The following is a 12232-nucleotide window of genomic DNA, read 5'->3' on the forward strand; positions in this document are numbered from 1 at the left end:
CCGGCCGATCGTCCCGTATCCCGCCCGTGGATTTATCCGATGTGCCGCCGTGGTCGCGTCCATGCCCGGAACAGCCGTCATCGCCGGATTCGGTCCCGGATTCTGCGAGGAGCTCGCCTGGACGCTCGCCGAGGAGGGACACCCGGTCGGCCTGATCGCCCGGAGCCAGGAGTATTCGGAGGACGTCGCCGATCGGCTCCGTGAAGCCGGCCACGAGGCGATCGCGATCCCGGCCGACCTCACCGATCCCGACCGCGTCGAGGCGTGTTTCGACCGTCTCCGTGACGCGTTCGGTCCGATCGAGGTGCTCGCACACACCGCCAGCACGGTCACGAGCGGAAGCGACGTCGAACTCGACCCGGACCGGCTCGAACGCCTCTGGCGACTGTACGCCTACGCCGGACTGTGCTGTTTCCGCGAGGCGCTCGCGGACCTGCGCGGCACGGGCGGGACGGCCCTCTTCTTCGGTGCAGCTCCCGAGGCGGGAGATTTCGCCTTCAAAAGCGGGAAGGGGGCGACACGCGGGCTCGCGCGATCGCTGGCCGACGAGTATCACTCCGAGGGGATCCACGTCGCCCACGTCGTCATCGACGGGATGCTACTCAACCCGGACGTCTACGAGGGTCCGGGCGAGGTGGACGAGGACGACTACATCGATCCGGCGGCCGCGGCTCGGAGCTGTTATCAGCTGATCGACCAACCCGACCGGGCGCGGACCTTCGAGATCGACCTCCACGCGCGGGACCCGACGACCGGACGGTGAGGCCGATGTACCGCTGACTGCGCTCCCGAGACGAGCCGGGTTCGCCGCTACTCTCGGGCGGCCGCGAGCGCATCCGCTACCTTCTCGATCGGATGGGGCGGTTGATCCCCCGTGGACCGCCCGTCACCGCATCGCTTTCCGTCGGACCGCTCGCCGCCGGACTGCTCGCCGTTGGACCGCTCGCCGAGTTGGGACCGGCAGGACCCGCCCGGCGCGACGACGACGTCGCCGCCGGCGTCGTCGACCTGGTCGAACAGGATCCGACCGATCGCCATCGAGAGGTCGTGGTGTTCGGCCTCGTATCCGAACGATCCGGCCATTCCGCAGCATCCCGAATCGAGCGGGTCGACCGCGTAGCCGGCCCGCCGGAGGACCCCGACCGCGTGATGGTCCTTGTTCGTCGCCTTCTGGTTGCAGTGGCCGTGGTAGACCAACTCCTCGCTCGACGCCTCGAACGCGAGGTTCTCGTCGACGCGTGCCAGATCGAGGAACTCCATGACGCTGTGGGCGTTCGCCGACACCCGCTCCGCGTCCTCGCCCTCGAGGAGGTCGCGATACTCGTCCTGGAACATGACGGCGTCGGAGGGCTCGACGAACACGACGCTCGCGCCCGCCTCGACGCGCGGCGCGAGCGCCTCGACGTTCGCGCGTGCCCGATCGCGGGCGACGTCCAGAAAGCCGGTCGAGTGGGCCGCCCGCCCCGAGGGGGCGAGATCGTCGGGGATCTCCACGCGGTAGCCGGCCGCCTCGAGCACCTCGACCGCCGCCTTGCCGGGTTCCGGATAGTTGTAGGTGGTGTAGGTGTCCGGAAAGAGGATCACGGTCCCCTCGGCGTCGTTCTCGGCGACTGTGGACCCGCCGCGGGCTTCGAACCAGTCGATCAGGCTCTCCGAGCGGAACGTCGGCAGCTCGCGATCGCCGGCGATCCCAACCGTCCGTTCGAGGACGGCTCGAGCGCCCGGTATGGACGAGGCCAGATTCGAGAGGGGCGCGAGCCGGCTTCCGAGCCGTGAGAGGCGATCGACGTCCCGAAACAGCCGCTCTCGGAGGCTCGCTCCGTGCGATTCGTGGTGGCGGTGTTTCACTTCGGCTTTCAGCTTCGCCAGATCGACGCCGGTCGGACAGTCGCTCTTACAGCCCTTACAGCCGACACACAGGCCCAACACCTCCTCCTGGAAACGATCTGAGTGAAGCTCCTCGGCAGGCAGCTCCCCGCTTATCGCCGCCCGCAGCATGTTGGCGCGCCCCCGGGTCGACTGGACCTCCTCCCGGGAGGCGCGGAAGGTCGGACACATCGTCCCCGAGTCGGTCTCCCGACAGGTTCCACAGCCGTTACACAGCTCGACGAGGTGGGAAAACCCGCCCTCGTCGTCGAAGTCCATCTCCGTCACCGGCTCGATCGACTGGTACTCCGGGCCGTACCGGAGGTGTTCGCGGTTGTCGGCGCCCACGCCGCGATCGGAGTTCGGCCCCGGGTCCTCGGGTCCGTCGCGGTAGACGACGTTGCCCGGGTGCATCTGCCAGTCGGGATCGAAGGCCGTCTTCACCTCCTTGAACGCCCGCCAGAGCGTCTCGCCGTACATCTTCGGGGTGAACTCCGTTCGGGCCATCCCGTCGCCGTGTTCGCCGGAGAAGGCGCCTCGGTGTTCCAACACGAGGTCCGTGACGTCGTCGGTGATCGAGTGGAGCGTCTCCACTCCCTCGTGTTCCTTCAGGTTCACGATCGGCCGGATGTGGAGCGTCCCCGAGCCGGCGTGAGCAAAGTAGGCCGCGGAGGTGTCGTGGGACTCCAGGATCGACTGAAAGCCCTGGACGTACTCGGCGAGCTCCTCCGGCGGCACCGTTGCGTCCTCGATGAACGGGTACGGCTTCGGGTCGCCCTCCAGGCTCATCAGGAGGGGGATCGCCGCCTTCCGGAGCTTCCAGAGGTCGGCCTGGGCGCTTTCGGAGTAGGCCTCGACCGCCGCGAAGGCGCGTCCCGCCTCGCGAAAGTGCGCGTTCGTCCCGTCGATGGCGGCCTCGAAGTCGTCGACGAGCTCCGAGTCGAACTCGAGAAGCAGCGCGGCGGCGGTTCCCTCCGGGATCGCCTCGACGTATTCCGCGTAGCCCTCGGAGTCGGCCGCGAGCCGGAACACCTCGTCGTCCATCAGCTCGACCGCGCTCACCTCGAACTCGAGCGCCTCCGGGACCGCACGCAGCGCGTCGATCAGGTCCGAAAAGCAGTAGAGGACGAGCGCGGTCTCCCCCGGAAGCGTCACGAGCGAGAGCTCGGCCTCGACGACGACCCCGAGGGTCCCCTCGGCGCCGACGAACAGCTTCGAGAGGTTGATGACCCGTTCGCCGTCCCCGTTCTCGTAGATCGCCTTCTGCAGGTTGTATCCGGAGACCGACCGCTTGAGATCGGGGTACCGTTCCTCGATCTCCGCCTCGTTCTCCTCGATGATCCCGCGGACCGTCTCGTAGATCCGCGCCTCGGCGTCGTCCCCGTCGACGATCGCCTCGTACTCCGGCGAGTCGAGGACGACCTCCCGGGTGTGGATCGCCTCGCCGTTCGCGAGCACGACCCGCAGCTCCTCGGTGTAGGCGTCCGTGATCCCGTAGCGCACGGAGTGGGCGCCGGTCGAGTTGTTCCCGATCCCCCCGCCGATCGTCGCCCGGCCGGAGGAGGCCGGATCCGGCGCGAACTTCAGCCCGTGTTCCGCGAGCGCGTCGTCGAGGTGGTCCTGGACGACGCCGGGCTCGACAACCGCTCGACGGTCCTCGGGTCGGATCTCCCGGATGTCGTCCATGTACCGCGTGAAGTCCAGGACGACACACCCCGGCCCGACCGCCTGTCCGGCGAGTGAGGACCCCGTCCCGCGGGGCAACACCGGAACGCCGTGGTCGGAAGCGGTCCGAACGGCCGCCTGAACGTCCGAGACGTCCGTCGGGAAGACGACGCCGGCGGGACGCGCCTGGTAGACGCTTCCGTCGGTCGCATACAGTACCTGGGCGTACTCGTCGAACTGGACCTCGCCCGCGACGCGTTCGCGGAGATCCCCGGCGAGCGCCGCGTACTCCTCGACGTCCGGCCTGGCGTGGCCGAGCGTCGCCGCTGATGCCGCCGGATCGGGGTCCGGCCGCTCGTCGACAGCCATACCTCCCGACTCGGTCCCCGCCCCATAAAGACTGTCGTCAACGATCGGGAGGATCCGGTCCCCTCGTCGTTTTCACCGGATCGGTTTCATCGGAGCGTCCACACCGGGTCGTTTTTCCGGGTCGTTTTTACCGACACCGAACCCACACGCGGTATGCGACTCGCACGGCTGCTCACGCCGGAGGGACCGATCGAGGGGCGCTACGAGGACGGGACGGTCGTCGCCGACGACGGGGTCTACGAGGTCGGGACCGACGGCCGGCTGTTGGCTCCCTGTGAACCGTCGGCGCTCTACTGCGTCGGCCGAAACTACGCCGAGACGCTCGATCAGATGTCCTACGAGCGCCCCGAGGAGCCGGACTTCTTCATCAAGCCGCCGACGAGCCTCCGCGCTCACGGCGAGTCGATCCCCTACCCCGAGTGGACCGAGGAGCTGACCTACGCCGGCGAGCTGGTCGCCGTGATAGACGAACGGTGCCGGGATCTCGAACCCGGCGAGGTTCCGGACGTCGTTCGCGGCTACACGATCATGAACGACGTCGACGCCCTCGATCAGGTCGGCAGAACGGCCCGAAAGGCATTCGACGGCTCGGCCCCGCTCGGGCCGTGGATCGAGACCGACGTCGACCCCTTCGACGTCGAGATGGAGACGTTCGTCGACGACGAGCGCCGCCAGGAGGCGACCACCGAGTTGATGCTGTTCGATCCCCACGAGATCGTCTCACACCTCTCGCGGCGGTTCACGCTCCGTCCCGGCGACTGCATCGCCTTCGGGAGCCCCGCAAACCCCGGCCTCGTCGAGCCCGGACAGACGGTGTCGATCACCTACGAGGGCGTGGGAACGCTCGAGAACACCGTCGTGGACGCCGCGTTTCCATAGGGCGTCGACACCCCGCCTGCTGTCCGTTCGCACCGTTCACACGACCCGATTTCGAAGCGTCTCACCGCTGTCGAGTCGTTCGAGGTTTTCCGCGAGGATGTCCGCACATCGCTCGAAGTACTCCGGCGTGTTCCCGGCGTTGTGGGGCGTCACCGTCGCGTTCTCGAGGCGCCACAGCGGATGGCCCGCCGGAAGCGGCTCGGGATCGGTCACGTCGAGCGCCGCGCTCTTGATGTCGTTCGTCCGCAACGCCGAGACGAGCGCGTCGGTGTCGACCACGCCGCCGCGGGCGATGTTGACGAGGACCGCGTCGGAACGCATCGTTCGAAGGAGATCCGCGTCGACGAGCTTCGCCGTCGTCTCGGTGAGCGGACACGCGAGCACCACGTACTCCGCGTCGGTGACGGCCGCGTGAACCTCGTCGAACCCGTAGACCTCCTCCGTGGGGCCTCCCTTCTCTGGCGAGTATCGGACGCCGACGGTCTCGACGTCGAAGGCGTCGAGCCGTTCCACGATCCCCCTGCCGATCGCGCCCAGTCCGACGACCGCGACGCGTGAACCGGACACCTCCGAGACCGGGTGGGTGTGCCAGCTCTCGCGTTCCTGGTTGCGAATCGACCGCGGGAACCGCCTCGCGTGGGCGATCAACATCCCGATCACGTACTCGGAGATGTTCGGAACGTGGACCCCGGCGCCGTTCGTGACGGCGACGCCGTGGCGCTCGAAGGCGTCGAGATCGAGGTGGCCGGTCCCCGCGTAGACGCCGGCGAAGAGCTCCAGGTTCTTTGCGATCTCGAGCTGTTCGGGCGAGAGCGCGAATCCGGTCGACGCCCGGACCGTCCGCAGGTGCTCGCGTTCCTCCTCCGGCGTGTCGGGGTGGACGACCGTCAGGTCCGGACGCCGCTCGCGAAGCGCCGCGGCGTAGGTCGTCCCGTCCATTCCGTGGATCTTCTGTCGTTGGACCAGCACGTCCGGATCTGACATGCGCGGGCGTTCGTCGAGCGATCGGATAAGCCCCCGGCTCGCGGCATGTCCGTCCTCGTCGTCGAAGACCGACTTCCGGCCCTCGACTGGAGGCGAACGCTACCCCTCGAACCGCGCGCGTTCCGCGTCGGCGACGTCGCCGCCGTAGACGTCGAGCAGCCCGTCGATCGCCGAGCCGAGCGTTCGCATACACGCGCGTTCGGACTCGAAACCGAGGTCCTCTGCGACTCGCTCCGCCGGATGACCCTGCAACGCCTTCGCGACGAGCACTTGCTCCTCGCGTGCGGAGAGTTCTCCGTCCGTCCCACGGAGGAGGTACGCGACGGCCAGATCTCGGATCGCGCCGGGGACGGCGTCGTAGGTTCCGGGGCCGACGGCCGCGGCCGCGGCGGCGCGCCACTCCCGGTCGGAGAGGTCGAGTTCGTCGGATCGCGACGCCGGACACGCGCCGAGACACGCCCGTATCACGTCCGGATCGACCGCCCGAAGCGCGTCCGAGAGGCCATCACGGGCACGGTCCGCGAGCGCGTCCGCGTGCCGCGCGAGCAGCCCCTCCCCGGCCTGGCTCGCGGGACGGAGCATGACCGCCGAGTGCTCCCCGGAGGCCGCGTTCCGCGTCGCCGAGACGTGGACGGTGGAATAGCCCGCCCGGCGCCAGAACCGAACGAGCCGCGGCGTTGCCCCGTAACTGACACCGAAGTAGTCGACCGCACCCTCGTCCTCCAAGGCGCCCCCCGTTTCGCCGTCGACCCCGCGTTGGTCTCCCGTGGCGGCGAACTCGGCGTGGATCCGATCGAGGAGGCGGCTTCCGAGCCCCCGGCCTCGAAGCGCCGGATGGGTCGCGATCCGCATCGTTCGCAGTCCGACCGGGCGTCCGGCCTCCTCGTCTCGGAGTTGGCTCGTGAGCACGTCCGGGATCATGTTCCCCCGAACCCGCGATCCCTCGTACATCGAGGCTCGACGCTCCGGATCGAGTCCCCCTTCGCGAGCCAGCAACGCGACCGCGAGCACGTGTCCACGCGCCATCAGCGCGCGCACGGACAGGTTCGGCGCGTCGAGCAGCCGAGCCAGGTCGTTCGGTTCCGTCCGGTAGTGGGCGAACACGAGCAGCCCAAATGCCTCGGACAGCAGCTGCTCGTCGGCGAGCAGTGCTTCCGGCTCGAGCGATCGGTACTCGATCGGGGAACCGTCGAGGGGCTCGCCCACAGCGACTCCGGTCGAGAGTTCCTGCTCCGACCTCCCTTCGTCCTCGATCCGCAGATCATCGATCGCGGGCTCGGGTGCCGGAGCCGCGTCGAGAAGCAGCGCGTGGAAGCCGAACCGCTCGATCGGATCGCCGCGGGCGTACCGGATCGGCTCCTCGAGGCGGACGTCGCGGACCGTTCGGTCCTCCTCGCGTTCCGCCTCCCGGAGTCGGTCCCTGAACCGAACCGAGAATCCCCGCCCGGCGCCCTCGTAGCCGTGGATCGTGGTGGCGAACGCGATCGCGTCCGCCGACAGCAGCCGCTCCAGGGTCGCGACCGGAAGCGCGGCGGCCTCGTCGACGATGAGGGCGTCCGAACGGGAACGGTCCGTTTCATCACGCATCCGTTCCGTGTGTTGTACCCCTTCCGTGTGCCGTGTCGTCCCCCGTCCGTCCACGCTCGCGGCGGCGGTCTCGGGCGACACGTACTCGACGGCCCCGCCCGCGTCGGTTTCGAACCGTCGCCCGTCCTCGTCGACGGTTTCGACCGCTTCGAGACCGGTCAGGGCCTCACGGACTCGATCGAACAGGCTCGAGACGTTCGACGTCTCGGGGGCCGTGACGAGTACCCGCTCGCCCGCCGCGGCCAGGGCTGCGGCCGCGAGGCCGGCCGCACTCGACTTTCCGCGACCCCGGTCCGACTCGAGGACGACCGCCGCGTTCGCCGTCGGTCCGCGAAGCGACTCGAGCGCACGAACCGCTCGAACCTGGTCACGCGTGAGACACGAGTCGTAGACGAGGTCCGGAAACGCGTCGTTCGCCGACGATCGCATCGACGTTTGGGCGGATCCTCCCCGACGCTCCGTCGACTCAGTGAGTCCCCGAACCCTGACCCGCACCTCGGGGGGGCCGTTCGTCTCCTCCCCCTCGCGAACGCTCGCGATCGCGATCCCCTCGTGTTCGCGAAGCGCTCCGATGAGTCGGCGACGAAACCGGCCGGTCACGTCGTCGATCGTGTACGGCGGCACCGCGAGCCCCTCGTCGAACCCGTCGTGAATCCCGGGCCAATCGTCGAGATCCGGGGTGAGGAGTACGAGGAGCCCGCCACCGTCGACGGCGCCGAGCACCTGTCCGAGCGTGTTCGGCCGGAACCGGCCGTGACAGTCGAGGATCACGACCTCACGCGTCGTACCCAGAAGCTCCCTGGACCTCCTCGGCGAGACGCGATCGAAGCGAAACCCCTCCCGCGTCGAGACGATGGTAACGTCGGCGCCGTCCACGTTCGCCGCGTCCACGGCCGTGAACGCGGCGTCGATGCCGGCGTCTCGATCCCCGGCGAGTACCACTCCCCGTCGTTCGTCGGTCCGGATCGCCTCCGCGCGGAGACGCGAGACGAGATCGAAGAACGCGGGATCCCCTTGGACCGCTCGGTCCGCAGTCATTCGTTTCGAATTGGTCGAGCGAGCGTATGTCGCTTTCGGGGGAGGACGTCGCCCGTCCCGACCCCATCGGATCACGAGACCGATCGGTCTCCGTCGCCTCGGACCTGGCGATCGCGTTCGGAAAGCGGCCGTCGCCAGCCGAGAGGCTTAACGCGCCGGGGGACCTCGATCGGAGCATGTCGACCGTCACGCTCGTCGGAACCCGACTCGCGGACGTCGGCCGCGAGTTCGTCTACGGGGGGGAATCGGACGCCTGCGAGGGCTGTCCCTATCGCGGGCAGTGTCTCAATCTCACGGAGGGAACGCGCTACCGGATCACGGACGTCCGCGAGAACGCGCAGACGCTCGAGTGTGCGGTCCACGACGGCGGCGTTCGCGCCGTCGAGGTCGAACCCGCCTCCGTGCCCGCGAACGTCCCCTCCAGGCGGGCCTACGCCGGAAGCACGACCGCTCTCGCCGGCGACTGCCCGCACACGGAGTGTCCGAGCCACCAGTACTGCGTGCCCGACGGCGTCGACTTCGAGGAGGAACGGACGATCCAGCAGGTTCTCGGCGAGCCCCCACACGACCACTGTCCCCTCGATCGCGACCTCACCCTCGTCGAGTTTGCTCCCGAGGAGCAGTGATCGGCCGATGGCGGCGATTCCGACGGCACCGATCGATGGGACGACCTCCGGTCGACGATCGGAGCGGATAACGGATCGATGAATCGATGAACCGATCGCGGTTCGTTCGGCTGGCCGTGCTCGCGTTCGGGCTGCTGCTTCTCTCGTTCGTCTCCCGCGGTCTGGCCCGTCTCGTCGCCGGCTACGAGACGGCGATCCTTGTGTCGGTCCCCTCGCTTGTCCTCGGCGGAATCCTCGCCGTCTACCTGACCCTTCGTGGTCTCCTCGACGTTTCGGGCCTCGTTCGGATCGGCGAGTGAACTCCGATCCGGATCACGGAGTGCGATCTGAAGGGCGGGTGAGCGATCGCTTTCCGAACCGATGATGGCGAACAGCCGGCATCGCTTGACGGTCGCGCGGGGAGGACGCCGGACGATCGCTGCTCGCCGCGCGGCGGGTCGTTATCGCACGGGGCGGCTGGGTCGTAATCTGTGATAAACCGTCGGATCGGTCCCCCCTGATCGTAACTTTGGAAGGTTACGCGGACGGGGATCCGACCCCGGTGTTTAAGCGCGCATGGGGACTTCATGCGAACATGAACGAACCGCTCTCGGACGATTTCGGTCGGGAGGTCACCGGCGTCCGGGTCTCGTTGACCGATCGCTGTAACTTCGACTGCGTCTACTGTCACAACGAGGGGCTCGGCGACACGCGCGGGCCGATGGAGCCGAGCGAGAACGAGATGACCGCGGACCAGATCGTCCGGTTTCTCGAGGTCGTCGAGGGCTACGGCGTTCGAAAGGTGAAGTTCACCGGCGGCGAGCCGATGCTCCGGGAGGACCTCGAGGAGATCATCGCTCGAACCCCCGACTCGATGGAGGTCTCGATGACGACGAACGGGACCTTCCTCCCCGGACGCGCCGAGGCCCTCGCGGAGGCGGGCCTCGATCGCGTGAACGTCTCACAGGACGCCCTCGAGCCGGAGGCGTTCGCGGAGATCACGAAATCGGGCGCCTACGACCGGGTGATCGAGGGCGTCGAGGCCGCCCTCGACGCCGGCCTCGCTCCGGTCAAGCTCAACATGGTCGTCTTCGAGCACACCGCCGGTTACGTCGAGGGTATGGTCGAACACGTCGCGCGAAACGACGGTCTCCAGCTACAGCTCATCGAGTACATGCCCGAATTGACCGGGCGACCGGAGTGGAACATCGACATCGAGCGCGTCCACGACTGGCTCGCCGACGTCGCGGACCGGGTCGAACACCGCGAGATGCACGACCGGAAGCGGTACTTCGTCGGCGAGGGTATAGTCGGCGACGACGACGGCGACGCGGCCGATACTGAGGGTCCCGGCGGCATGGTCGAGATCGTCGATCCCGTCGAGAACGAGGAGTTCTGTGCGAACTGCGGGCGGGTGCGCGTCACCCACGAGGGGTACCTCAAGGGCTGTCTGAACCGGAACGACGACCTTCGCTCGATGGGCGAGATGTCCCGCGAGGAGATCGCGGAGACCTTCGAGACGGTGGTGGCGAACCGGGTCCCCTACTACGGCGAGTACCTGATCGAGACGGAGGAGGGCGACTACGAGATCAACGACGAGTACCTGGCGACCCCGTCGGTCGCGGACTGACCCGTCGGTCGTCCGGACGGATCACCTCTCGTCCGGCCGGTTGATCCTTCGTTCCGCCGATTCATCCCTCGTATGCGGCCCAGACGTATCGCGTTCCGTAGCTGCGATACGGTCGCCAGGCCGCTGCGATCTCGCGCATCTCCTCGCGGCTCATCGCCCCGCCATCCGCGTACAGTTCCTCGATCCCACGTCGGACGGCGAGATCCGAAAGCGGCAGGACGTCCTCGCGGCCGAGCACGAAGATGAGGTACATCCGGGCGGTCCACTCGCCGATCCCGCGGATGCGCGTGAGCGCCGCGATCGCCTCCTCGTCGCTCGCGTCCGAGAGACCCGACGCCGTGAGATCACGTTCGTGGAACGCTTCGGCCGCGTTCTGGAGGTACTGGACCTTCGAGTCGCTGAGGCCCGCCTCCCGCAGGCGAGGTTCGTCCGCGGCCAGTACCGAACGCGGCGTCACCTCGCCGTCGAGGAGCGCGAACGTCCGCTCACGGATCGCCTCGGCCGAGGCGGTCGAGAGCTGCTGGTTGATGATCGAGGTACACAGCCGTCGAAACGGGTTCTCGGCCGGCGTCACCGCGAGCGCGCCGTGGCGATCGACGAGTTCCGCGAGAACCGGGTCCTCGCGGAGGACCGACTCGACGTCCGGGGGAAGCGTTTCCGTCGACACGTTCTCCGATCGGAACTCGAGAACGAAACCGGTTTCGCCGCGCGTGGCCCGCCGCGTCGGCCGCGGCTTTCCCCTCGGGTCGACCACCCACGGCGGCGACGATTGAAGGGATTTATTAGGGTCCCCACACTCCCTACGAATGCCCACCAGGGCGCTCGGTTGGTGTAGTCCGGCCAATCATTTCGGCCTTTCGAGCCGATGACCGGGGTTCAAATCCCCGACCGAGCATTTCTCGACTCGACCACGGGACGCGAGCGACGGCGACCATCCGGTCCATCCGGTTCCGTCCTGTCCCGAATCGCTGCAGGTATCGAACGCCTATCGACGATACGATCGAGGAACCGTTCACGGGTTCGACCGAGGAACCGATCGAACGTGTTCTTTTTCGTCCTCGCGTCCGTCCCTCGGGTATCGACCGTGCGCCACCGAACCCTCCTCGCCGCCTGCACGCTCACGGCGGCGATCGCGACCGCCGGAAGCCTGTACTTCAGCGAGGCCTTGGGACTCGTCCCGTGCGTGCTGTGTTGGTACCAGCGAATCCTGATGTACCCGCTCGTCGTGGTCCTCGGCGTCGCCACGCTCGAGGGACGAGTCGGCGTCTGGCGGACCGCACTCCCGATGTCGACGCTCGGGACCGTCGTCGCCGCCTATCACGTTGTCCTCCAGCGCTCCTCCGGGCTCTCCTGTGGGATCGACGGGTCGTGCGGGGCGATCCTCTGGCACGGGCTCGGCGTGTTCACGATCCCGCGGCTGTCGCTTCTGGCGTTTCTCCTCGTCACCCTCGGCGTCGGCCTTCTGGCGCTTTGCGACCGCGGGATCGCCGATCCGCTCACCCTCTGCTCCTCTGAGCGGCGGTGAACGCGATTCCGGGTTGACGTGGTCCTGGGTCGACGTGATTCCGGGCGGCGTGACCGACGGATCGAGAGCGCGCCCCTTTCAAGC

The 12232-nt window shown here is 68.1% G+C and carries 10 protein-coding genes and 1 tRNA gene; 7 read left to right on the plus strand and 4 right to left on the minus strand.

The window, feature by feature from the left end:
* Positions 1 to 61: 61 nt before the first annotated feature.
* The gene (locus ACZ5YD_RS13435; protein WP_379741290.1) at positions 62 to 763 is read left to right on the plus strand and encodes an SDR family NAD(P)-dependent oxidoreductase; all 702 of its coding nucleotides are present in this window, start codon (positions 62 to 64) and stop codon (positions 761 to 763) included.
* 47 nt (positions 764 to 810) lie between these two features.
* On the opposite strand, the gene ACZ5YD_RS13440 is transcribed toward ACZ5YD_RS13435, so the two are convergent.
* Positions 811 to 3900 carry an FAD-binding and (Fe-S)-binding domain-containing protein gene (locus tag ACZ5YD_RS13440; protein WP_379741287.1) on the minus strand — a complete coding sequence of 1030 codons (3090 nt, stop codon included), beginning with the start codon at positions 3898 to 3900 and terminating at the stop codon, positions 811 to 813.
* A 153-nt stretch (positions 3901 to 4053) separates the two neighbouring features.
* On the opposite strand from ACZ5YD_RS13440, the gene ACZ5YD_RS13445 reads away from it, so the two are divergent.
* The gene (locus ACZ5YD_RS13445; protein ID WP_379741283.1) at positions 4054 to 4779 is read left to right on the plus strand and encodes a fumarylacetoacetate hydrolase family protein; all 726 of its coding nucleotides are present in this window, start codon (positions 4054 to 4056) and stop codon (positions 4777 to 4779) included.
* A 36-nt stretch (positions 4780 to 4815) separates the two neighbouring features.
* On the opposite strand, the gene ACZ5YD_RS13450 is transcribed toward ACZ5YD_RS13445, so the two are convergent.
* Together ACZ5YD_RS13450 and tmcA are read right to left on the minus strand one after the other, a co-directional pair.
* Positions 4816 to 5763, minus strand: a complete 948-nt coding sequence (locus tag ACZ5YD_RS13450) for a D-2-hydroxyacid dehydrogenase (protein ID WP_379741280.1) — start codon at positions 5761 to 5763, stop codon at positions 4816 to 4818.
* 99 nt (positions 5764 to 5862) lie between these two features.
* On the minus strand, positions 5863 to 8388 hold the full coding sequence (gene tmcA, locus ACZ5YD_RS13455) for a tRNA(Met) cytidine acetyltransferase TmcA (protein ID WP_379741277.1): 2526 nt from the start codon (positions 8386 to 8388) through the stop codon (positions 5863 to 5865).
* A 176-nt stretch (positions 8389 to 8564) separates the two neighbouring features.
* On the opposite strand from tmcA, the gene ACZ5YD_RS13460 reads away from it, so the two are divergent.
* The 3 genes from ACZ5YD_RS13460 (at position 8565) to moaA (ending at position 10623) form a co-directional block, all read left to right on the plus strand.
* A complete protein-coding gene (locus ACZ5YD_RS13460) occupies positions 8565 to 9014 on the plus strand; it encodes a UPF0179 family protein (RefSeq protein ID WP_379741353.1) in 450 nt (149 codons plus the stop codon).
* 86 nt (positions 9015 to 9100) lie between these two features.
* Positions 9101 to 9313: a hypothetical protein gene (locus ACZ5YD_RS13465; protein ID WP_379741274.1), complete on the plus strand. Its 213-nt coding sequence runs from the start codon at positions 9101 to 9103 to the stop codon at positions 9311 to 9313.
* A 275-nt stretch (positions 9314 to 9588) separates the two neighbouring features.
* Positions 9589 to 10623, plus strand: a complete 1035-nt coding sequence (gene moaA, locus ACZ5YD_RS13470; RefSeq protein ID WP_379741271.1) for a GTP 3',8-cyclase MoaA — start codon at positions 9589 to 9591, stop codon at positions 10621 to 10623.
* Between the two features lie 61 nt (positions 10624 to 10684).
* On the opposite strand, the gene ACZ5YD_RS13475 is transcribed toward moaA, so the two are convergent.
* Complete coding sequence (locus ACZ5YD_RS13475) at positions 10685 to 11290, minus strand: DNA-3-methyladenine glycosylase family protein (RefSeq protein WP_379741268.1); 606 nt, start codon at positions 11288 to 11290, stop codon at positions 10685 to 10687.
* 153 nt (positions 11291 to 11443) lie between these two features.
* Here ACZ5YD_RS13475 and ACZ5YD_RS13480 point away from each other — a divergent pair.
* Both ACZ5YD_RS13480 and ACZ5YD_RS13485 read left to right on the plus strand, forming a co-directional pair.
* Positions 11444 to 11518: transfer RNA gene (locus ACZ5YD_RS13480), tRNA-Glu, on the plus strand.
* A 189-nt stretch (positions 11519 to 11707) separates the two neighbouring features.
* A complete protein-coding gene (locus ACZ5YD_RS13485) occupies positions 11708 to 12148 on the plus strand; it encodes a disulfide bond formation protein B (RefSeq protein WP_379741265.1) in 441 nt (146 codons plus the stop codon).
* Positions 12149 to 12232 lie beyond the last annotated feature (84 nt).

The organism is Halopenitus salinus, assembly GCF_055397165.1.

Coding starts and splice junctions, on each gene's coding strand:
- ACZ5YD_RS13435 (WP_379741290.1), top strand. CDS start 62: ATGCCCGGAACAGCCGTCATCGCCGGATTCGGTCCCGGATTCTGCGAG.
- ACZ5YD_RS13440 (WP_379741287.1), bottom strand. CDS start 3,900: ATGGCTGTCGACGAGCGGCCGGACCCCGATCCGGCGGCATCAGCGGCG.
- ACZ5YD_RS13445 (WP_379741283.1), top strand. CDS start 4,054: ATGCGACTCGCACGGCTGCTCACGCCGGAGGGACCGATCGAGGGGCGC.
- ACZ5YD_RS13450 (WP_379741280.1), bottom strand. CDS start 5,763: ATGTCAGATCCGGACGTGCTGGTCCAACGACAGAAGATCCACGGAATG.
- tmcA (WP_379741277.1), bottom strand. CDS start 8,388: ATGACTGCGGACCGAGCGGTCCAAGGGGATCCCGCGTTCTTCGATCTC.
- ACZ5YD_RS13460 (WP_379741353.1), top strand. CDS start 8,565: ATGTCGACCGTCACGCTCGTCGGAACCCGACTCGCGGACGTCGGCCGC.
- ACZ5YD_RS13465 (WP_379741274.1), top strand. CDS start 9,101: ATGAACCGATCGCGGTTCGTTCGGCTGGCCGTGCTCGCGTTCGGGCTG.
- moaA (WP_379741271.1), top strand. CDS start 9,589: ATGAACGAACCGCTCTCGGACGATTTCGGTCGGGAGGTCACCGGCGTC.